We start from the raw sequence: 22,164 nt of genomic DNA, 5'->3' as shown, positions 1-22,164 counted from the left end.
TCTACTCCAGATACAGTCAACGGTACAGCCATTTTCAAGTGAAAAATGTACCCAGTAGCCTCTTTTCAATTTTTTCTGAGAAGCGACCTGCAGTAAGGGTTTTGTTAATTTTCTAGTATTTATGTATGGGGGAAGTCCAGGAATATATCTTACAGCACAATTCTCCGAGGCGATCGAGAGGAGGAAAATCTTTACCGAATGAAGGTTAGTTACGGTTAAAGAGATTTTGCCATCAGTTCCACGAAAGAATAGGGTTTATCAGCTAGGAGAACATTCAGAATTTTGACTAATCCCGAACTGAGGTTCAGGTTGAAACCCAGTTTGACGAGAGATAGTCCTTGCGGCTCAATGTATAGAGTAACATCTATGGTAAAGCTTACAATTATTTGTTAATTGAATCTATGCAACTGGCAAAACCCTTGCTATAATCGACGATATATGGTAATAGACCAATTCCATCCACTGCATCCGCATCGGCATCCTCAAAGTTGATCAACCTCGCTTTGTTTTAAGGTAGGCTAAGGTCTGCCTTACTTTTTTGGGTTGGGAAGCACTGGAGTTGGGGGAAAAGAGGAAAATGGGTCATTAAAGCTTAATTATCAGGAAAAAGCTCTGATCGTGTCTAAATTCTAGCTTTCTTTCGGGGCAAGCTTTCGGGTGATCAATAACTAACAGAAACTAAATTTTCGAGTTGTTGTTAGAAAATAGGCGAGCGCTCGCTTATAAAATAAGAGTTTCAGCACTTATGTGTTGACAGGGATTTTCCGAGATAGAAGAGCGATAAGATTTTTATTCACCTATGATAAACCTATGGCCTAAAATAATCATAAGGAGACAACATCACTCAATTTAAACTACTGACAGGAGAAGGAAAAGTCGGGACATACGGCGACTTGTTAAAATTAGGTAGTAGAGGAGATAACTTAACCCCTCATCATCTACCATCCAATGCGTATATGAAAGCGAAAATCAAAGGTTACACAACTAATCAAGGAATTGCTATCATGATGGAACACTTATCCCCCGGAAAAGGAGGTCGTCATCGTCAAACCTTATCTTATGGTAAAAGTCCAGACTTAACCCTTTCCCCTCGACAAACCTTAGCACAAGAAGTTTGGGATATTCGCTCAATTTATCTAGGTCAAGGATTATATAATGCAGATATTAGAAAGGGATTACAAGAACTCATTCAACTTAATAAAACTACCTGGTCAACCTTTTTTGATTAAGGAGCAACAACCCCATGAATTTAATAAAAATCCTACAAGAGAATCGCTTAATGAAAACATCCCAAGAAATTAACTTATTTGAGGAAACATTAGAAAAACTTACCAAATATCCTGATGATAAACATTTAAAAGACTTACATCTTATCCTAGATGATAACTGTGAACATCCTGAAATTATGTTTAGTTTAGTGCATTTTTTAGAAGATTTTGAACCCCAACAACAAATACAAGCTTTTATTGAAGTGATTCCTCAATTAATGATAACTGCACCAGAATGGACAAAAATCATTCACTATCGAATGATTAATGATGAATCTGCTGTTAAAATTTATCAGAATAGTCTGGAATTAGCCAATCAAAAAACACCTCATTTTTTGTATCAACTTTTACTAGAAAGCGTCAAAAATTATATTAATTCATCCTCGGAGGTCATCTTAACCTAAATTTTTGTATGACTTATAGAAATTAAAATGATATTTTGGTATCTGTAATCCCTTAAAAAATGTCGCTTTTTCTGGCATTTGTTCAAGCTTAATTAATTTAATTTGAGACTCAGGGACTTCCCCCAACCCCCCAAAAGCCTGGATTGGGTAATAAAATCAAAAGTAAACCGCTCAACTAAACTTACTCAAACTTACTTAAAAGCCTGAAAGCTTAGTCATTCGTAGTGGGTCAAGCACGGAGCGGATTAAACGGCAAACCCTTTATTCCCTGGTCAATGACATCAGGAATTACTTTTCTAATGATGTTAAATGACCCATTGACATCGGCATTTAACAACTGATTTGTTCCCATTTTATACAGTCCCCTAGCTAACCTTTTTCCCTTAAATAATGGTTTTTCTTCACCATATTTAGGTAACTCATCCCTATCTAAAGCACTGGATTGTGAGGTATAGGATTCTTCAGTTATTATGACTTTTATTCCTTTTAATTGAGCTTTGTAGGTTAACATTTCTATTAATCTATAATGGGGAATATTAACAAATTGTTGATTATTCCTTTTTCCTAGATTAAGAGATTGTTTCATCCGCTCATTATGCCCAATTATTAACGTCCCTATTTCATGAAGAATACACCAATCTATTACTCTTTTACTAGCTGTGTGTAGATAATTTTCTACTCGACAGTTTCGTTTATGGGTTAGGAATATCAATCTCTTAGATGAGGGTTGATTATTTCTGGTTTTCAGTTGAGATTGTAAGCGGGAACGTTGTTTGTTGTAGAAGGTGTTAATTGCTTTTAACGGTCTGCCATTTACCAAAAGAGGTGCTACACCTGTTTGATTTGTAGTTACAGCCATTAAGTTATTAACTCCTAAATCTATCCCAGCTATCTCTTGTTTATCTGTGGTTTCCGACCGTCTTTCATAGACTATTTCAATGACATAACAGCTACTTTTGGGGACAATTCTCACTTCAATTATTTCTCTTCGGGAAGTGGTCAATTTTACGTCGCTCATAGACAAGTGACAAATTCCTTCTTTTAAAGGTTTTTTATAAATTGATTCCTGAGAATATATTAGCAGGTTTCTTCCTTTGGTTTTGTCCTTATACTTAATAATTTTAGGTTTTCCTAAAAATTTTTCAGGGTGTTTTTTCCAAGCTCTAAAAGCGGCAAAATAACTAATCCAAGCCTGATCTAATCTTCTGATTATCTGCGTGCTTCGGTTTCGTGGGTAAAGCTAAATAATCTGAGGTTTTAGATACCAGATGATAGAGTTGATTAAAACTCAGTTTTTGGGAGTTTTCAAAGAAATATTGGCGATAATGGTAGTTAGCTAGATTGAACAAATTTTTTGACAAGAAGGCATAATGGTCGATTTCTGACCATAAGGGATGGTTTTGACTGATAATATGACGTTCAACTAGCTTCATATCTTGATTATACCTGATAACGTTCTTAAAATCTATCGGTGGCCAAAGTTACTTATTTTAGCTATCTAGCTACAGAAATGAGTAGCTTTAAAAAGCTTTAGGTAGGTTTTTGGTTTCTGTGGTTAACCCCGATCCTCGTTTTAGCTCCCTCTCGAAAATCTATTGCACCACAGCCTTTAGTCACCTTCATCCCGATCATGTAAATTTTCCGCTACAATCGAGAGTACTAAGACTCAGGCAATTGTAAAGTAATATTAATGATAGATTTTAATACCCTCGCTGAATTTTCCCGCAACTATTGCGTCTCGATTTGTGCCTTTTTAGTACCCGCTAACTTAGTAACCACCGTTTTAACAGTTCTTTTTCTCTATTTCGGTCGTCCTACCCGTCAAATCTTCCCCATTGCTTCCCTAGCTTTGTTGTTCGCTGTCACCATGTTTCTCCACGTCGCCACCTGGTTAATGATTGGTGTGGTTATGGCCCCCACTTTTATCCTCTTTGGACTGGGTTTAACCTGTTTTGTGATCAATCTTCAAGCCATCAGCGATCGCCCAAGTTTGGAACAGTTATTACACACTGGTGTTAGTCGTCTGGCCCGCTCTTTCAACTAAGGAAAAGCGCCAAGACTTCCCACTTCCCACTTCCCACATAGTTGAACCAATAGGCTAATCTTGATGCGTCCAAGAGCGATGAGCCAGACGCAAACCCCAATCGAGCAGATAACCAATCGCGCCAATAACGAGAATCACTGCCATCAACTCTGAATAAGCGAGTCGATCGCGTGTATCGAGAATATAATAACCCAAACCCGCACTAACCCCCAGCATTTCCGCCGGGACAAGAACGATCCAGATAATACCTATAGCCAAACGGAAACCAGTTAAGAGATGGGAGAGGATCGCAGGCAGAATAATCTGGAAAACCGTTTCCCCTCGGGTAGCACAGAGACTGCGGGCTAAAGTCAACCAAGAGCGATCAACCGCATTAACCCCAGCAGCCGTATTGAGAAGGATCGGCCAGATAGCCGCCACCGTCAGCAAAAAATACACGGGTAGATCACCAATTCCCAAAACCATCACCGCTAAAGGCATCCAAGAAAGGGGCGAAATCATGCGTAGAAATTGAAATAGGGCCGACAAAGCCGATTCAAGGGAGCGATACAACCCGATTAATACCCCCAACGGCACACCGATGGCACTAGCGAGAACCAAGCCCACAATAACCCGGCGGCAACTGGTGAGGATATGGGGCATAATCTCCCCCCCAACAAAAAGACGTAATAAAGCGACAAAAGATCGCTCAGGGGAAAAATCATTTAAAATCGGGTTTGAGTGCCATAGAGGACTGGTAAATAGCCACCAGAGCAATAATCCAAAACCCATACCCCATAAGGGTAGTAAAGCTCTTGGCGGGGAGGTCAAAGATTGTGACTTCATAGGTTCGGATTCTTAAAATTTGATCGTCTCGATGCGGGAGAGATTATTCGGTAAGCCGAAAGCTTTCGGTCCGCCCACCTGTTGCAAGGCATTACGGACAAAAGAGTCATCCACCAGATCCCGGGCCACCTGTCGGGGTTGCAGTTTTTGGAGAAAATCCGTATTTCCTTCCACCTGAGTGGTTTTGAGCAAGCGTACCAGTTCCTCGGTATAGGAAGGGAAAGGATAGGGCTGGAAATCGATCCGGTTGACTTGCCAGTCTGGATTCTCGATCGCCCCGTCTTTTTTATAGAAATTGCGATCGTAGTAAGTAAGCGCCCGTTGCAATACTGGCAGCGGGTGAGGGGTATATTTTCCACCATCTTTAGAGAGAATCCGGGCCACTTCCGAGCGATTGCTCCGGGACCAGAGTTGGGCTTTAACGAGGGCGTTTACCACCCTCTGCGTCCATTGTTTCCGTTGCCTAATATCCTCCTCGTGAACAAAGACGACGCAACAGGCGTGATTCTTCCAGACATCGCCGGTGAAACGGAGAATCCTACCGGTTTTGAGATTTTCCGCCGCCGCGTTGAAAGGTTCAGCAACGATATAACCGCCGATGCTCTTATTGGCGAGGGCTGATACCATATCCGGGGGCGGGAGAACCACTAGATTAACCTCGTTAGAAGCGATCGGCGCGTCCTTGGCTTTGCGAACTATTTTCAGCCCGTTACGTTGTAAGAGTTGTTGCAAGACCAAATTATGAATGGAATACCAGAAAGGAACCGCGATCGTTTTACCTCCCAATTCCCTGGGATTTTCAATATCGGGAAGGACGGTGAGGGCTGAACCGTTGGTATGGTTCCAAGCGACGATTTTAGCGGGGAAATTGCGCCCGTAACGAATCCAGATCGAGGTGGGAAAAAGAACGTGAATAACATTCACCTGCCGAGCGAGAAAGGCTTCAACAATCTGCGCCCAAGAACGGAATAGGCGCGGTTGTTCCGCAGTTAAACCTTCCGCTTGATAAAGTTTTCGCGAGTGGGCCACCAATAGGGGGGCGGCATCCGTAATCGGTAGATAACCGATTTTCACAGGCTGATCTTTGGCATTGGCGTGAACAGGGAGATTCCAATTATCGGCGGCGATCGCTGCTCCGAAGGAACTGGTAAACAGTGCCGAAAGTTTCAGGAAATCTCGACGGCTCATGCCGCAACAAGCACAATTATCGTGTAGGTTCATAGATTTACAGTGTCATGACAAGGGCTAATTCTTGAAAAATTGACTGGCGTAGATCACTCAAAAGCTTCGCTGACTCGAAACGGGGTTTCGGCATCGAGATGGTCCATTCTCGGCGGATGCCCACCGGATGACGGCCCATGAGAAGAACTCGATCGGCTACTAATAGGGCCTCATCGATGTCGTGGGTAACGAGGAGAACCGTGCTGTTATAGAGAGCTATGACTTCTAGGAGGAGTTTTTGCATCTCGAAACGGGTGATCGCGTCGAGGGCGCTAAACGGCTCATCCAGGAGGAGGAGAGAGGGGCGGCGGGCGAGGACGCGGGCTAGAGAAACTCTCTGAGCCATACCGCCCGATAGTTGATGAGGATAGGCACGCTCGAAGCCCTCTAGTTTGACGCTTTTAACGGCGGTGTGAACCCTTTCGCGCAATTGCTGATGATCGAGGCGGGGCATCCGCTTTAATTTCAAACCAAAAGCCACGTTTTGCCAAACGGTTAACCAAGGTAAAAGGGCGGGGGATTGAAAGACGATCGAGCTGCGGATGTCTGGTGCTTGTAGGGGTCGTGAGTGCAATTGTATTTCTCCGCCATCGGCACTTTGCAAACCAGCGGCGGTAGCAAGGAGGGTAGATTTACCGCAACCACTGGCCCCAAGCAAACAAACCACCTCACCGGAGCGCACCTGTAGGTTAATATCCTCAAAAACGGTACGGTAGCCATTGCGGATTTTATAGCGTTTATGGAGATTTTTGAGGGTGAGGACGGGGTAATCAGTGGCGACGCTCATTCCCTCACCCCCGCCCGATCGAGTTCGCCAGTGAGAATTTTATCGGTAGAGGACTGACGTTGTAATTCTCTTTCTAGTTGAATCAGGCTCGGAGTTAACACTGGTAAAAAGGCCACCTCGCGCAGCCGTCGCGCCGTGTCGCTATTACGGAAATAGCCTTTTCCTCCCTTAATTTCCGCTTCTAACCATACGGATTCCACCGCTAACCGGGTAATGTCCACTCTGAGGGTGAATAGTTGGCGTGTCCCTCCGAGATCGAAGCTTTCTAGGGTGCTGAATTGCTCGATTTTCTTTTCTAGACGAGTCAGACGCTCCCGGGCGCAGAAATAACGATCGCTGGCTACCGCGGCCTTTCCCCCTAAACTTTTCTCCGTCTCCGCGAGGGATTTACGCGTAATGCCAAGGGCCAGTCCGCATTGTAACAGCAAGAAACAGGGGCGGACTGAGGGTAAAAATTTTGCTGCTTCCAAGCTGATAATCCAGTCGTGAGATAACTGAACTCGATCGAATTCAAGGGTACTGGTGCGGGAAGCTTGTAAACCCAATAATTGTAGGTCTTCACCCCGTTTTAACCCCTCTGCGAAGGAGGGAAGGGCGAGGATAAGAGTTTGTCCAGATCTAGTTTGAGCGGCAACGGCTACTATGAATTCTCCCTTAGAGTCGAGGTTAGAGGCCCAGGGCAGGAAGCCATTAACAGTGACGTTTTCTCCTTCGATCTTTGCCTGTAAACGCAGCTCCTCGATCCCGCCGAGGTACTTCATGGCGTTGGAGAGTCCTGTGGCTCCGGCTATCTCTCCCTTGAGAACAGCAGGTAGAATTTTGTTTTGTAGGTAAGTGTTATTACTGGCGGCCAGATATTGAATGAAGACGCGCTGACACCAGAAAACAAAACCGGTGGTCAGGCAGCATTGGGACACAGAGGAGATCGCCTCTACTGCCTGTAGTAAGGAGCCACCCCGGCCTCCTAAGCTTTCAGGTATAGCATAGCCGAACCAGCCCGATTCTCCTAGCTTGGTTAGGGCCCAACCGACGTTGAGATTAGCTGTACCGTTGTTGAGGTCAGTGGCTCTTTCTTCCAGAAAAGAAAGGATTTCGGAGCCTCGATCGAGCATCATTGTTCTCTCCTAGGGGTGAATATTTTCAATCGAGGTCAAACTATCTATGGGTGCGCCGACCACTTCTCTGGCTCTTTTTACCGCCGCTTCATCGGGACTATCGTAGAAACAGAGACATTTACTCAAGTCTTCGCAAATATATGTACGCTCGAAACTGACTTCAGGCACTTGAGCATAAAGGGGGGTTTTCTCCGCTTTTCGTTGCAGGTAAGTTTCCATCGTTAGCCCCGGAGGTAAATTCCACTGTACTAGATAGTTGGCTTTGTCTTTGCGCTCTCGCACAGTGGCTAAGTCCTGCCCAATCAAGCGCATTTCCTTGATTAGTTGCCAACCTAGCCCAGCGTTTTCTAGTACTTGTTCGAGGGAGGCGCGATCGATCGCTTTGATAATCAGGAATAACCGCCCCTCTGTTTCACCGATTAGGGCTTCGATTAACTCTCCCTGCGATTTTGATGCGACTGTGGCAATGCGCTCCAATATCTCGCTCACTTGTTCTTTGGTCCTTTCTTGTCGATCATCCTCTACTAGATATAGAGTCATAATTCATCTGAAATACATTTACAATACATTTGAGTTTACTGTCTTTGAGAAAAAAAAGCAATATTTTCAAGAGCCTCAAAACGAGGTGACACGGGAGTGGATGGTTCAAGACCGTTTCGCTCAAGTCGTGGCCAGAACCCTGGCCTTGAATGATATGCGTGACCCGATTTTTTCGATAACCGCCCTTATCTGGCTGAATTTTTTTCGGCCAAAGACTTGACAAACTCCAAAATTTCTGCTAACCTTGTAGTATAATGGGAATCCGTGTCGGCCTACGAACCCTCTTTGTAACTCTTTCTCAAGAATAAAAATTTTAACCCGAATTGCCGGTAGTAGCTAAACTAAGAGCAGTACCACGGGAAACGGTGACTATGGAAGTTATTTGTACGCGTCCCCACTGTCCGAGACCGCGTAATCAATGCCTAGACCTAGACGATAGCAATCGCTTAACCTCGATCGATCAGAAATATTGTACTACTTGCGGGATGCCATTAATTTTAGGGGGACGTTATTTGCCAGAACGTCTATTGGGACAAGGAGGATTTGGGGCGGCATTTTTAGCGCTAGATCGTTATAGTCCCAAAAAAGCTAAATGTGTACTCAAACAATTTCAACCTTCCGGTAATTTAAGTCCGCAAGCTTTAGAAAAAGCGAAAAACTTATTTTTTCAAGAAGCGCACGTTTTAGAAGATTTAGGACGAGAACATCCCCAAATCCCCGATCTCTATGCTTTTTTCCCTTTAACAGTCAAGAATCAATTAACGGGAAAAGAAGAGCAATTTTTCTATCTGGCCCAGGAATATATCGACGGTAAAAACTTAGAAGAAATTCTCCAACAGCAACAAAAACCCTTTCAAGAAAGTGAAGTCAAAAACATTCTCAAAGAATTACTTCTTATCCTCAAATTTATTCATGAAAATGGTTCCATTCACCGGGATATAAAACCATCTAACATCATGCGCTCCCAAAATGGCCGCCTCTATTTACTCGATTTTGGGGCAGTAAAACAGGCTACCAATAACCCTAGTAATACACAAGAGAAATCCACAACAATTTACTCAGCTGGATTTGCTCCTCCCGAACAACAATTAGGCAATCAGGTATCGGCAGCCACAGATTTATATGCCCTAGCAGCTACCTGTGTTATACTCTTAACTAATCGCGATCCTGATGATCTATACGATCCCCAAAAACAGGTCTGGAATTGGCAAAATTATGCCCCCAACATCAGTGCAGATTTAGCAAGAGTATTCAATAAAATGTTACTAGCAAATCCCCTGGATAGATTTCAATCCTGTGGAGAAGTTTTAACCGCTTTAAATACACCTCCCCCATCTCCTCCATCTCCTCCACCTTCTCCAATTCCTCCATCCCCTCCAGCTTCTCCAGTGATTAGAAAAACTTCCCGCTTTTCTCTTGGGGAAACCTTCGCTAATGCTGCCTTTACAGGATTTGAGGGGACATTATTAGTAATTGCCTTAAATAGTTTACTCCCCTCGCTAGGAATTGTCATCGCTTTTATGATCTTAGGTGGCTTAGTTTGGGCATTATTTAAAAAAGTGATTGAAGGGAGAGATTTACCGATTCTAGCAGCAATTACCCTCACCCTCATCTTCTTTCTTTCGCAACTGCAAGGAAGCCTAAATTTTCCTGAAATTGCTATCATTGCCGTGATGGCAGCCATCGGAGCAATTGCTATTACCGCCTTTTTCCGGTTAATATATCAGATAATTTTGCGATTATTTTAAAACCCTGAAAGTAGTTAAATTATCATCACTACCGCCGGTAATCGTGCCACCGAGGTCTAAAATAGTTTGCAGATAGTCGAGGACTTCCTGAGAAATTAACTCACCCGGCATCAAAACGGGAATACCGGGGGGATAGGGACAGATAACATCAGCACTAAGACGATCGAGGGCATTTTTCCGGGATACTATCTCTGTAGGGGCAAAAAAAGCCTTTCTAGGAGAAATAGCCAAATTTCCCGTGACTGGGGGAGGAGTGGGGGGTAAACTGGTAGAGGAAGGGGATTGAAGGCATTGAAAAGCAGTAATTAGGCGATTAATGTGTTCGCGATGGTTGCCGATGGAGATAATAAAAGTAAGTTGGCTTAAAGTCGGTAATTCTGCCGTGACAGCGTATTTTTCTCGCAAAATATCGTCTATTTCGTAACCAGTTAAGCCAAAATCTTTGACGATTACCGTTAAACGAGTGCGATCGAACCAGTGACAACCCGGGATAGAATGGGGAAAGTCTAAAACAGAGATATTAGGGATTTTATCGAGTTCTTTTCGGGCAGTAGCGGCTAAATCGAGGGTTTTGGTCAGTAAATCTAGTCCTTGCGTCGCCATTTGCTTTCTAGCACTATCAAGGGAAGCGAGAAGCAAATAACTAGGGCTAGTGGTTTGAACTAATTGTAAGGCTCGATCGACTTTTTCGGAACTAATGCGATCGCTTTTTAAGTGTAACATTGATGCTTGAGTTAAGGCCCCTAAAACCTTATGGGTGGACTGAATAGCCATATCAGCGCCGAGAGACAGGGCAGCCGGAGGTAAATCGGGATGAAAGGCAAAATGCGCCCCGTGAGCCTCATCGACGAGCAGCGGGATAGAATAATGATCGGTAATCTGGGCGATAGTTTCTAAGTCACAGCAAACCCCTTGATAGGTGGGAGAGACTACCATCACCGCTTTGGCGTCGGGATGAAGTTTCAGGGCATTTTCGAGGGATTGGGGGGTTATATTTAAATTTAGATCGATAGTGGGATTATATTCGGGATTGATAAAGATAGGCTGCGCCCCAGAGAGAATTAAGCCCGAAATTGCCGATTTATGAATATTTCTCGCCAAAATAATTTTATCTCCCTCGCCGCAAGTGGCTAAAATCGCCGCAATAATGCCACAACTGGAGCCATTGACTAAAAACCAGCTTTTATCTGCCCCAAATGTCTCGGCTGCTAAAATTTGCGCTTCTTTAATCACCCCCGTCGGGGCAAACAAATTATCAAGGTCGGGTAATTCGGGTAAATCGGCTTTAAAGACGCTTTTTCCCAGTAAATTACTTAAATCTTCCCCGATTCCTTCCCCCTGCTTATGCCCTGGCGCATAAAATGGTACATCTAAACTATTGACTTTTTTTTGCAGTTGTGATACTAGCGGAGCAGATTCTGGCGAAGGCATTGTGAGAAGTGGGAAGTGGGAAGTGGGAAGTGGGAAGTGGGAAGTGGGGAAGTAGGGTGTGTGGTGTGGGGTGTGGGGTGTGGGGTGTGGGGTGTGGGGAAGTAGGGTGTGGGGTGTGGGGTGTGGGGTGTGGGAAGTATAAATAAAAATAATCTCCTGTCTCGGAGTCTCGGAGTCTCGGAGTCTCGGAGTCTCGGAGTCTCGGAGTCTCCTGTCTCGGAGTCTCCTGTCTCCTGTTAACTATCTGTGCCTAACATTTGCAGTTTATATAAACTAGCGTAGAGGCCGTCTTCGGTTAATAAATCTTCATGGGTTCCCGATTCGACTAATTCCCCGCGTTTAAGGACAAGAATTCGATCGACATCGCGAATAGTGGAGAGACGATGGGCGATAATAATAGCAGTACGATTGACTAAAATCTGTTCTAAAGCTTCTTGAATTAATACTTCTGTCCCCACGTCTAAACTAGCGGTAGCTTCATCTAAAACTAAAATTTCGGGGTTACGAATAGCGACTCTCGCAAAAGCGAGTAATTGTTTTTGTCCTCCCGATAAATTTGCACCCCGTTCCCGTAAAAGGGTATGATAACCATCGGGTAACTCCTCGATAAAGTGATCGATATTAGTTAATTTAGCTGCTGCCTTCACTTGCTCAAAATCATAATTTTCCCCTAAAGTAATATTGCGAGTAACATCTCCGGCAAAGAGAAAAGTTTCTTGGAGAATGACACCGATATAACGTCTTAATTCCGCTTGGGGAAGATAACGGATATCGATACCATCCACTAGAATTCTGCCCTTACTTGGTTCGTAAAGACGACAGAGAAGACGAATAATCGAACTTTTTCCCGCACCGGTGGGACCAACTAAAGCGACTTTTTCCCCTGGATGAATGGTAAAATTGAGACCTTTGATAATATATTCATCGGGTTTATAACCAAACCAAACATTCTCAAAAATAATCTCGCCAGTTTGACGTTTTTCTGGGAAGTAAATATCTTTATAATTGTTAGAATCGGTGATTTCAATGGGAATACTAATTAATTCACCAATTCGTTCTATAGCAGTAAAACCCGCTTGAAACATAGTAAATTTTTCGGCAAACTGACGCAGGGGATTAAAGAGACGTTGGGAGAATAAAATAAAAGCTGATAAAACCCCAAAATCAATGGTTTTCTGGAGAATCAAAATCCCGCCTAACCATAATACTCCTCCCACGGCAATTAATCCGATCCATTCCAAAGTGGACGAGACAGCCGAATCATAAAAAATTGTTTTATCTAGGGATTGACGATAGTGAGTATTGATAGCGCGAAACATTTCAGCATTAAAGCGTTCGCGGCGAAATAATTGAACAATATTAACTCCGACTATATTTTCCTGTAATTGGGCATTAAGTTTTGATAATTCCTCGCGTACTTGATAGTTAGCGATGCGGTATTGTTTTTGAAAAAAGATAATTAAAGCAGTGACGGGAAATAACATCAACACCAACAATAGAGCTAATTGCCATTGCAGGGTAAACATGGTGATGATAATAACTAAAATATTGACCAAATCGCTGACAACTCCGATCGCCCCACTAGCAAAAACTTCTCCTAATGCTTCCACATCGCTGGTTAAACGAGTGACTAAACGTCCCACGGGAGAGCGATCAAAAAAACTGGAGGAAAGGGAGGTGACATGGGTAAATAAATCTTCCCGGACATTAGCAGTAATTGACTGACCGACTTTCTGCACTAGATAACCTTGTGTTGTCCCTAAAATCAGTCGTAAAATAATCGAAGCCGAGAGGATAATAATTAGGGTATTAATGGCTGCTGTTAAGGGCATTCGAGCCAAAAAATCCCAAGTTTGTTCCTTTTGCAAAAGGGAGACCGCTTGACCGATAATTAAGGGTTGGATCGCCCCTGTGAGAGATAGGGGAAAAAGAAGTATTAATGACCAAAATAGCAGGGCTTTTTGCTTTTTTGCGTAGGGAAGTAATCTTAATAATAATCTCCAGTCATTTTCTTTGACCGGAGGGGACACAGGGGAGGATGATAGACTCATGAAGGGATTTCCAATGAAATTCTCGGCAGCCAGGGAGAAATTACCCCCCTGTTGTTAACTTTTCTAACAGGCGATCGATCTGGAAATATTCCTCCATTAATTCTCGAATACAAGCGACTTTTACCTGTTCCTGTAAGCGAATCTTCCCGAAGGCCTGATCGACGATTTCCACGGTGGTGAGAGTATCTAAATTTACCGAGAGAATCGGTACTTCTAAATCCTCGGCCCGGCCCAAAATCAGGGGATCTGGAGAGATAGAACCAGTTAAGATTAAACAGGTGGTGGAAGTTTCTAGGGCAGCTAACTGTAGGTCTGTGCGATCGCCACCCGTAATCACGGCCATATTTTCCCCCTTGCGAAAATATTCTAAAGCGGCGTTGACATTCATTGCCCCGATCGCTAAACTTTCTACCATCCAATCCAAACGATCGGGCCGACATAATACTTTGGCCTCTAAAAGATGGACAATTTCCCGAACACTAATACTGCGCAGCAGTTTACTAGCGGGTAACAGTCCTAAAACTTCCACACCTTGGCCAGCGAGATAGGGTTTTAGGAGAGATTGTACTTCATCCCAATCATCGGCGGGGATATCGCTAATTACTACCCCCAGCAGCTGATTATTTAATTCCTGTTGTGCTTTCAGCAGACTATCGGCAATCAGGGGAGAACTATAGCGGGCCACCAATAGGATCGGAGTCTGGAGAATTTTGGCCATCTCCCCCATCGATAACTGAAAAATACTCCCTTCCCAGAGAGTCCCCGGCCCTTCGAGGAGGGTAATATCACTGTTAACCCGATCGAGATAGCCAGCAAGAATATTGCCGTAGTCCTGTTTATCTGCACCTTGCAGACGTTTAGCAACGGAATCCACATCTGTATAGATCACGGGTAAACGCAGCTGATCGGGGGATAATTCTAGTAATTGCCGGATAAATTCTACATCCTCATCGACCAATTGCCCATCGACGTAGCCCGGACAATTGCCCACTGGTTTGCCGTAACTTATCTCTAGGCCTTTTTGCCGCAAGAGATGCGCTAAACCGACGATAGTTCCCGATTTACCACTGAGGGGTTCCAGGGAAGAGATGAGTATAGATTTGGCTGATTTCGCCACGATTTGCTCCTTTTTAACCCGTAAAATCCCGACTTTTATTCTTCAAATCGCAGCAGTTTCCGATAAAATCCCTGCGAAAAGTCGGCTGAACCTAGCTGCTTAAAGGTTTTAATCGCATCGATGAGGTATTCGATCAACTCGGCGTTAATAATCGTCATCTCATAGCTTAGGTCGGCCTGTCCTTCAAATTGTAAACGACAACGGGTCAATTCCGAGGGCAATTTTGATACATACCAAGACGCTACAAAGGGAATCCCTTGACTGTTTTCTATGCGACGACGACCTTCTAAAGATCCTGCTTGATACAAAGCGATCGCATAGGGCAGGATACTATATTTGTCCTTGGCATAGTAGGGCATATATACTACCACATCGGCCTTATTAGCGGGTTCTAATTGTTCGATAGTCGGCATAATTTAAGTAATAGGACAAAATTAACTTCTTGGTTAGGATAGGCACTCATGCAAGGGGCAAAAGGCAAGAGTTACTTAGATGTGTGTAATTGATTGTCTCTAGCTACTGTTAATTCTTTGGTTCACAGCCAAGTTACCATTGACACTGATATTTTCCATATATTTTAACCGATCGCCCCAGGAATCTCCCGATCGAGAAAATAGGCAGAATTGACGACCAGATCATCCCTCTATACTGAGGTTATCATCGGGTATAACTGGTATATGAACCCGAAAAACCGTGCCGGGGTAGAGGGAACTTGTTTGCTCGGGATTGGGACTGATAAATTCAATCGTCCCCCCCATGCTGGTAATTAATTCTTTTGCGATCGCTAAACCCAATCCTGTACCGGGTATATCTCCCCCTGCTTGCACCCCCCGGTAGTGACGTTGAAAAATTCTTTCTTGATCGCTCCTCGCTATACCATAACCCGTGTCTTTAAAAACAATTTCTACACTATTCTTAACATTCTGCACCTCGACGGTGACTTTTCCGCCAGCAGGAGTATATTTGAGGGCATTATCAATTAAATTGCTGAATACTTCCCGCAAACCGGGGATCTTGGCGCAAATAAGTGGTATGTCTTCCCCGTGAATCGTTTCTAGACTGAGATTTCTCTCTTTGGCTACGGCCTGGGCCGAAAGGAGCAGCGGATCGAGAATATCATGGAGATCGATCGGAGCTAGTTGGCCGCTGCCAGCAGGCAAGAGAAAGGCGGTGGGGGAAGATTGCGCTTGCAGGAGAGGAATATCGACGGTGGGGTAATTTTCGCTTTCTTGCTGAATTTGTGCCTCAAATTCGGCGATTAAGTCCCGAACTCGATCGCTTTCCCTCAGGATACCAGTAATGGCGGGATCGTTACCTTCTTCGGCTAAAAGCCTTTTGAGCAGAAGTTTACCAAAGGTTTTTAAAGCGGTGAGGGGATTGCGGATTTGATGGAGAAAGGTATCGAGGCGCTGACGTTGCCATTGTCGATAATAACGTTCTTCTCCTAATTGGCGATCAAGTACACAGGCCAAAGCGAGGGTTTGGGTGATTTTTTCCATCCGGGTTAATTCCCAACTTTGCCAAGGTCGTTTTTCTCTGGTTGTCACCAATAATCCGATCATGCCCTCTTCATACATTAAGGGTAAAAACAAGCGATGACTGCTGACGGTCTCCTGATTACCCCAGAGGTGGGATAAATCTTCTAACTTAACCGCAGTTAACAAGTCTGCCGCCGGTTGCCACGGTTGTAAGGAAAGCCGCTTTTTTTGGGGAGAAGGGGGATTAAAAGGCGGATAAACAACGACTGGAATTAAATTACTCGATAAAGGTTCATTTAAATAAACCGCACTTCTGTCCGTTTCCATTTGCTCTCGCAAAAGTTCCATCTGTGCCTGACAGAGGGCAATAAAATCATCACTCAGGGGAGTCCGGGAGGGGGAGGAGAAGGGCATACCAAGAAAGTAAAAAGTAAAAAATCAGAAAACCTAGATACAGCTAGGGTTGCGAGTTTTGTTTCCCAGTTTACATAGGGGAGAATGACCCTCCTCTTGAGTCGAGGGCAACCGGCAAAAAGCAATTAGGACAAGGGTTTGGTCACTATTTTCGGGGTGGATCAAGGTATATATTAAAAAAAGTTTAAGAATAATAAGTTTTGTATCGATATTTGTGGGTGTGTTTTTGTCAGAAAAACTTAAACCTAGTCTCAGTCTAGCTTCTAGTCAAACTTGTCTGTAATTGGGTTTGTGAGAGACACTTGATTTCTTGGTCTAGAACGGATATAATTGCTACGGCTTTTGTAACTATCATTACAACGATTAGCCAAAACAGGAGGTAATTGGGTTGGCCAGAAAACGGAAACGTAAAAGTCGCCGTCGTCAAGAAGGACGTAAGATACTTGAACTTATACCCCAGTATAGTATTGAAAGTGGCGAAGATAAACCCGTAACTGCGGCGCGTAAGTATATTCAAGCTATAGGCATTAGCCCACCAGCTTTATTGATTGTTAAGCGTAACGAGCATACAACCGATCGCTATTTCTGGGCTGAAAAAGGACTGTTTGGAGCGCAATATGTGGAGGAAAACCACTTCCTTTTCCCAAGTTTGCGCGACCTGCAGCCCCAGGCCCAGCCCCAGCCCGTCAAAGCACCGGTAGCAGTTGCCAAATAATTCCCAGGACTATTAATCATATCATGGAAAGTCAACTCGTTTACCGAAAAGTAAACGAGTTTTTTTGTCTGAGATCTGGGAATCAGCCACCAGCTTTTCGCTGATGGCTAAAGATAAGAAATCTGAGGCTGAAAAACAGCCAAGTTTTAGGCGACATTACCGGCTGTGGCAGTAATAATTTGACGTACTTGAGCATCGGTCAGATTCGGATTGGCACTCAACATTAGGGCCACCACTCCGGCCACATGAGGTGTTGCCATGGAGGTTCCACTCAAGAAACCATAGCCACCATTAGGGAGAGTAGAATACACTTGCACGCCTGGAGCGGTGACATACCTCATCGAAGAATTGGAGCCAGCACGATTGGAGAAGGAAGCCATCTGGTTAGAACTATTAACGGCACCTACGGCAAGACCCCAAGAGGTGGCATTGAAAGCGGGATAACCGGGTTGAGCTGCCCCCGCATTACCGGCGGCCATAACCACGATAACACTGCGACTGCTGGCATACTGGAGGGCCGATTGAACTGCACTGCTAGTGCTACCACCGCCCAAACTCATATTAATCACATCGGCACCGTTGTCCACGGCGTAGCGAATTCCTTGGGCAACGCCACTATAGCTGCCACTACCGGAATCGCTCAAAACTTTCACCGGCATAATTCTGGAATTGTAGGCCACACCAGTGGCTCCGAAACCATTATTACCGGCAGCAATGGTTCCCGCCACATGAGTACCATGGCGGTTGCCATCTAAAGTGTTATTATTGCCATTGGCAAAGTTCCAGCCATAAACGTCATCAACGTAACCGTTGCCATCGTTATCAAGCCCATCATTGGCAATTTCGCCCGCATTCGTCCAAATATTGCCCGCTAAGTCGGCATGATTGCGGTCAACTCCTGTATCTAGTACAGCAACGACGATTCCTTGTCCTGTATAACCTCTTGCCCAAGCTTCCGGAGCATTAACTAAGTTAACCCCCCAGTCATTAGCACCACCAAAAGTGGGAACATTGGCAAAAGTACTTTGATTCAAGGCTCCGGCGACGGCTGCTGCGGCATTAACTAAACCGTATCCTGAAGTGGCACTATATCCGGGTACAACTGTGGCTGTGGTCGCCGACAGGGTTAAGTTATAGTTAGTGCTGCCACTGTAGGGATAAACTCGTACATAGTAAGTACCCGCATTCAGTTGACCAGTAATACTCTCACTGATGTTACTGCCATTAGTGGAGCTAGTAATCTCATTGCCATTACTATCTAATAAGGACACATCGGCATCGGCACTTAATCCCGTTAAATTGAGGCTAAAGTCGCTACTGTTGCCTAAACTGAAACGATAGTAATCATTGGTGTCTGTAGAACCAACAAAATCACTGTAGCTGGTGGGAGTCGCTCCAATGGTGATATCACGGGCCGTTGCTAAGGTATTGCCGGCGTTATCAGGAATCCCGACAGTGGCAGCTAAACTTAAGTCATAGTTAGTGCTACCGCTGTAGGGATAAACCAGGACAAAGTAAGTACCCGCATTCAGTTGACGAATAATACTCTCACTGATGTTACCGCCATTAGTGGAGCTAGTAATCTCACTGCCATTACTATCTAATAAGGACACATCGGCATCGTCACTTAATCCCGTTAAATTGAGGCTAAAGTCGCTACTGGTTCCTAAACTAAAACGATAGTAATCATTGGTGTCTGTAGAACCAACAAAATCGCTGTAGCTGGTGGGAGTCGCTCCAATGGTGATATCACGGGCCGTTGCTAAGGTATTGCCGGCGTTATCTAAGGTAGTAAGATCAAGATCAATGCTCGCTACTTCTTCTTTGAAAAGAGATGTGGCTCGATTAGTGGCTATGGGGGGAAAAATTGATGAGTTATTCCCCCCTAGGAATTTCTGAAAATCTGAGGAATCTAGACTATCTATACAGTTATAGAGGTCGTTGGCGGCAAAGTTATCTATCATGGTGTTCTGGTGGTTTTTTAGTGGTTAAAGGGAGCATCTCATTTATGCAAGTGAGTAATTATACTTATCCATAAAACTGGTTTCTAGCAAGGCTTTCAAAATAGCTTGACATAAAAACCTGATTTAGGGGTTACAAAGGTGAGATGCTCCCTGGTTAATGGTTAAATGGCTGAGAGAACAATCAATAAGATATTATCAGACAGACAATATGGCGCTTCTGGTTTCTGTGTGAAAACGAGGTCTATACTGATAGAATATCCGCAAAATAGTCCTAAAAGTCTTGCCCAGTAAGCATTTCACGATTCCATAAGCAAAAATTATCACACAAAGTCGAGAAGAGCCAAAATTAGTTGCACATGGGGTGAATTATGAAGTAGGGAGCAGGGAGCGGGGAGCTTTTTTTCAGTGACCAGTCAACAGTAAACAGTAATCAGTGAACTGAAAACTCAGATCTGATAACTGATAACTGATCACTGATTCAAAGCTGACGACCGACGAATGTTACGATTGTTACAACATCTTGACATTAATTCTGATACCCTGACAATGTGTCAATCTGTGCAGTAATGGGGCAGAAACTCAAGTGGTATCGATCCATATTTCTATTGTTGAGGGCAACCCGCACTTGCGATCGCTATTAGCTTGGCATCTGCAACAGGCCGGTTATTTGGTTAATCAATCGGCAACCCTGCAAAGTGCGCGTCAAGCTTTCCTTCATCGTCAACCAACCTTAGCAATTATCGATTCCGACTTGCCGGACGGGGATGGAATCGAACTCTGCCGTTGGCTTGATCAACAAAAACAGTCTTTAATACTGATTCTCTCGGCCCGCAATGGCGAAAAAGATGTGGTCAATGGTTTAAAAGCAGGGGCCGACGACTACCTGAGAAAGCCCTTTGGAATGCAAGAATTTATGGCTAGGGTAGAAGTGTTAACTCGTCGTTTAGGCAGTAGGGCTGCTCCTCTACACTTGGATTATGGGCAATTAAAAATAGATTTAGCCCAACGACGGGTACAATTTCACGGGGAATATATCGAATTAACGCCCCAAGAATTTAGCCTACTCTACGTTTTAGCCCAAGCGGAGGGAACACCCCTATCAAGAGCCGATTTACTGCGTCGCGCTTGGCCCGAGGAAATTGATAATCCCCGGACAATCGATACTCATGTTCTCTCTCTGCGGAAAAAAATCGAAACCGATCCCAGGCAACCTAATTTAATTCAAACCGTCCGCAACGTCGGCTATCGTTTCAATTTAGAAATGTTGGCCGAGATGACTTCAGCTTTAGAAGCTAATATTATTGCCTCCACCAAAGGCAATCATAACGGCCATTCCATTAATAAAATTCCCGCTCACAATGTTAGTCGTTAATTCTGGCTTTGTCCGACTGATTAGCAGATTTTCTGCTGCTTCGTTTAGGTAGCAAAAAGCTAACTATATCTGCTAAGATATTATAAAGTATAGCAGATATTAGGAGTCAGTGATTGAATGCTAGATACAAACCAGGTGAATTTGCCAAAAAGATTAACCGGAGCATAGGAACCTTAAGAATTTGGGATAAAAACGGAAAATTACCTGCCCATAGACTCCCATCGGGACACCGCTATTATACCGAAGAAGATTACTACAAAGCGTTAAGTCTAGAACAACCACAAATTCCGAAAAAAACGGTTATCTATGCCAGAGTTTCCTCTGCCAAACAAAAACAAGACCTGATTCGACAAATAGAAGCTTTAGAACGGTTTTGTTGAGCCAGAGGTTATATTATTGATGAAGTCATCGAAGAAATTGGAGGAGGATTAAATTATACTCGTCCTCAATTCTTACGACTAATGACAATGATTGAAAATCAACAAATTGGGATTTTAGTGATTGCCTTTAAAGATAGATTATGCCGATTCGGGTTTGAATATTTTGAACACTTTTTAAAAAGCCATGAAGGTAAGCTAATAGTAGCTAATGCTCAAACTTGATCACCTCAACAAGAACTCATTGAAGATTTAATGGCAGTGATTCATTCTTTCTCTTGTCGTCTCTACGGGTTAAGGAAATATAAAAAAGAGATAAATAAAATCTTAAAAGAGACTGAAGATGAAGAAAATCTGCTAGAATAATAGGGTGGCTAATCTCAGAAAAATGGCTAAAAAGAAATCCTTAAAAGCTAAGTTAACCCGGATAAGTCGGTCAAAAAAAAAGACCGATAGACCGAGCTATCAAAGATTAATAGGGATTGAAAGTAAGATAGAATATCATCCCTTTCTAGAAGATTGGGGAAAGGATTATCAAAGTCTTTTACGCCGCGCTTTAAATGATAGACAAAAAGGGTTATCTGAGGATGAGATAGAGAAAAACTATCAAACCCAATTTGATATTCAATGGGCATGGGCTGATAGTTTAGCGACAAATGCTAGTTCAGTGTTTGACCAATTAACTACAGCTAAAGCCAATCACATAGAACTTCTTGAAACAGATTTAAAAGCAGGATTTAGGAAAGTTAGAGAAAAATTAGAAGTTCTAGAGAAGGCTTATCAAAATTCGACTACGGCGAATGGAAGAAACTTTAACAAGAGATTATTAGGGGTCAAATCTAAACTAGAAAGATTACAACGAAAGAAACAGGAACTTTCTGATTTAAAGGAAACAGACAGACTTCACATTTGTTGGGGGTCAAAGAAGTTATTTAAGGCTCAATATCATCTAGAAATCAATGGCTATGCTAATCATGAAGAATGGTTAGAAGATTGGAGACTTCATAGAGGAGGCAATTTTTATAGTATCGGTAAAGGGTCAGTGGATGGCAATAATCCAGTCACGAAAATTCATCATCAAGCGGAGCGAACTGTTCCGAGGGAACCTCGGAACCAGCACGCGCACCAAGAAGAAGATGATATTTTCACTGTTACTATTACAGTTCCTCGTTGTTATCAAGAAATTTATGGGACAAAAATAACTTTAGATTTTGTTGTCAATGGACGACGCAAACATGATTTGCTTTATGCCTTAGAATCTAATAAACCTGTTACGGTTCAGATTTTTAGAAG

19 protein-coding genes and 2 pseudogenes are annotated in these 22,164 nt (G+C 43.5%); 8 read left to right on the top strand and 13 right to left on the bottom strand.

All coding sequences use genetic code 11. The features are described from left to right. The first annotated feature begins 956 nt into the window (after positions 1 to 956). Positions 957 to 1,229, top strand: a complete 273-nt coding sequence (locus tag IM477_RS07545; protein ID WP_002760442.1) for a hypothetical protein — start codon at positions 957 to 959, stop codon at positions 1,227 to 1,229. 14 nt (positions 1,230 to 1,243) lie between these two features. Continuing rightward, entirely contained in the window at positions 1,244 to 1,672 is a 429-nt protein-coding gene (locus tag IM477_RS07540; protein ID WP_190720290.1) for an Imm30 family immunity protein, read from the top strand. 229 nt (positions 1,673 to 1,901) lie between these two features. On the opposite strand, the gene IM477_RS07535 is transcribed toward IM477_RS07540, so the two are convergent. Next, positions 1,902 to 2,858 (bottom strand): RNA-guided endonuclease InsQ/TnpB family protein, encoded by a 957-nt coding sequence (locus IM477_RS07535; RefSeq protein ID WP_287731188.1) that lies wholly within the window; start codon positions 2,856 to 2,858, stop codon positions 1,902 to 1,904. Further along, on the bottom strand, positions 2,854 to 3,105 hold the full coding sequence (locus IM477_RS23330) for a hypothetical protein (RefSeq protein ID WP_008203365.1): 252 nt from the start codon (positions 3,103 to 3,105) through the stop codon (positions 2,854 to 2,856). The genes IM477_RS07535 and IM477_RS23330 overlap by 5 nt, the downstream gene beginning before the upstream one ends. Positions 3,106 to 3,362: 257 nt before the next feature. Here IM477_RS23330 and IM477_RS07525 point away from each other — a divergent pair, with 257 nt between their 5' ends. Then, on the top strand, positions 3,363 to 3,716 hold the full coding sequence (locus IM477_RS07525) for a hypothetical protein (protein ID WP_287731187.1): 354 nt from the start codon (positions 3,363 to 3,365) through the stop codon (positions 3,714 to 3,716). A gap of 54 nt (positions 3,717 to 3,770) precedes the next feature. Here the strand turns inward: IM477_RS07525 and IM477_RS07520 are convergent, their stop codons facing one another. The 5 genes from IM477_RS07520 to IM477_RS07500 are packed head-to-tail and all read right to left on the bottom strand — an operon-like array spanning position 3,771 to position 8,204. Beyond that, positions 3,771 to 4,541 carry an ABC transporter permease gene (locus IM477_RS07520; protein ID WP_149106759.1) on the bottom strand — a complete coding sequence of 257 codons (771 nt, stop codon included), beginning with the start codon at positions 4,539 to 4,541 and terminating at the stop codon, positions 3,771 to 3,773. Between the two features lie 12 nt (positions 4,542 to 4,553). Beyond that, on the bottom strand, positions 4,554 to 5,762 hold the full coding sequence (locus IM477_RS07515) for an ABC transporter substrate-binding protein (RefSeq protein WP_287731186.1): 1,209 nt from the start codon (positions 5,760 to 5,762) through the stop codon (positions 4,554 to 4,556). 4 nt (positions 5,763 to 5,766) lie between these two features. Next, the gene (locus tag IM477_RS07510; protein WP_287731185.1) at positions 5,767 to 6,549 is read right to left on the bottom strand and encodes an ABC transporter ATP-binding protein; all 783 of its coding nucleotides are present in this window, start codon (positions 6,547 to 6,549) and stop codon (positions 5,767 to 5,769) included. Further along, positions 6,546 to 7,661: an acyl-CoA dehydrogenase family protein gene (locus tag IM477_RS07505; protein WP_147072096.1), complete on the bottom strand. Its 1,116-nt coding sequence runs from the start codon at positions 7,659 to 7,661 to the stop codon at positions 6,546 to 6,548. The genes IM477_RS07510 and IM477_RS07505 overlap by 4 nt, the downstream gene beginning before the upstream one ends. 12 nt (positions 7,662 to 7,673) lie before the next feature. After that, a complete protein-coding gene (locus tag IM477_RS07500) occupies positions 7,674 to 8,204 on the bottom strand; it encodes a DUF4242 domain-containing protein (RefSeq protein WP_147072095.1) in 531 nt (176 codons plus the stop codon). Between the two features lie 371 nt (positions 8,205 to 8,575). Between IM477_RS07500 and IM477_RS07495 the strand changes: the two genes are divergently transcribed. Further along, positions 8,576 to 9,952 carry a serine/threonine-protein kinase gene (locus tag IM477_RS07495; RefSeq protein ID WP_287731183.1) on the top strand — a complete coding sequence of 459 codons (1,377 nt, stop codon included), beginning with the start codon at positions 8,576 to 8,578 and terminating at the stop codon, positions 9,950 to 9,952. Here the strand turns inward: IM477_RS07495 and IM477_RS07490 are convergent. From IM477_RS07490 to IM477_RS07470, 5 genes are all read right to left on the bottom strand, one after another. Continuing rightward, a complete protein-coding gene (locus IM477_RS07490; RefSeq protein ID WP_287731182.1) occupies positions 9,944 to 11,383 on the bottom strand; it encodes an aminotransferase class I/II-fold pyridoxal phosphate-dependent enzyme in 1,440 nt (479 codons plus the stop codon). The genes IM477_RS07495 and IM477_RS07490 overlap by 9 nt on opposite strands. A 236-nt stretch (positions 11,384 to 11,619) precedes the next feature. Further along, entirely contained in the window at positions 11,620 to 13,434 is a 1,815-nt protein-coding gene (locus IM477_RS07485) for an ABC transporter ATP-binding protein (protein ID WP_287731181.1), read from the bottom strand. A gap of 40 nt (positions 13,435 to 13,474) precedes the next feature. Further along, entirely contained in the window at positions 13,475 to 14,551 is a 1,077-nt protein-coding gene (locus tag IM477_RS07480) for a phosphotransacetylase family protein (RefSeq protein WP_287731180.1), read from the bottom strand. Between the two features lie 35 nt (positions 14,552 to 14,586). Next, positions 14,587 to 14,964, bottom strand: coding sequence for a type IV pilus biogenesis protein EbsA (ebsA, locus tag IM477_RS07475; RefSeq protein WP_287731179.1), 378 nt, complete (start codon positions 14,962 to 14,964; stop codon positions 14,587 to 14,589). 222 nt (positions 14,965 to 15,186) lie between these two features. Then, positions 15,187 to 16,443 (bottom strand): GAF domain-containing sensor histidine kinase, encoded by a 1,257-nt coding sequence (locus tag IM477_RS07470; protein WP_287731177.1) that lies wholly within the window; start codon positions 16,441 to 16,443, stop codon positions 15,187 to 15,189. A gap of 388 nt (positions 16,444 to 16,831) precedes the next feature. Here IM477_RS07470 and IM477_RS07465 point away from each other — a divergent pair, with 388 nt between their 5' ends. Next, positions 16,832 to 17,158 (top strand): DUF3155 domain-containing protein, encoded by a 327-nt coding sequence (locus IM477_RS07465; protein WP_287731175.1) that lies wholly within the window; start codon positions 16,832 to 16,834, stop codon positions 17,156 to 17,158. Between the two features lie 146 nt (positions 17,159 to 17,304). On the opposite strand, the gene IM477_RS07460 is transcribed toward IM477_RS07465, so the two are convergent. Then, a complete protein-coding gene (locus IM477_RS07460; protein ID WP_287731174.1) occupies positions 17,305 to 19,122 on the bottom strand; it encodes a S8 family serine peptidase in 1,818 nt (605 codons plus the stop codon). 583 nt (positions 19,123 to 19,705) lie between these two features. Here IM477_RS07460 and IM477_RS07455 point away from each other — a divergent pair. The 3 genes and pseudogenes from IM477_RS07455 to IM477_RS07445 all read left to right on the top strand — a co-directional run. Continuing rightward, on the top strand, positions 19,706 to 20,494 hold the full coding sequence (locus IM477_RS07455; protein ID WP_287672112.1) for a response regulator transcription factor: 789 nt from the start codon (positions 19,706 to 19,708) through the stop codon (positions 20,492 to 20,494). Between the two features lie 113 nt (positions 20,495 to 20,607). Then, positions 20,608 to 21,237, top strand: a pseudogene (locus IM477_RS23325) (IS607 family transposase). A 22-nt stretch (positions 21,238 to 21,259) separates the two neighbouring features. Then, positions 21,260 to 22,164 (top strand): annotated as a pseudogene (locus IM477_RS07445) (IS200/IS605 family accessory protein TnpB-related protein); the annotation flags it as partial.

Source organism: Microcystis sp. M090S1, from assembly GCF_020246295.1.
GTDB classification, from domain to species: domain Bacteria; phylum Cyanobacteriota; class Cyanobacteriia; order Cyanobacteriales; family Microcystaceae; genus Microcystis; species Microcystis aeruginosa.
The sequence above is the reverse complement of the archived record's forward strand: the minus strand, read 5'-3'. Positions and strand labels throughout refer to the sequence as shown.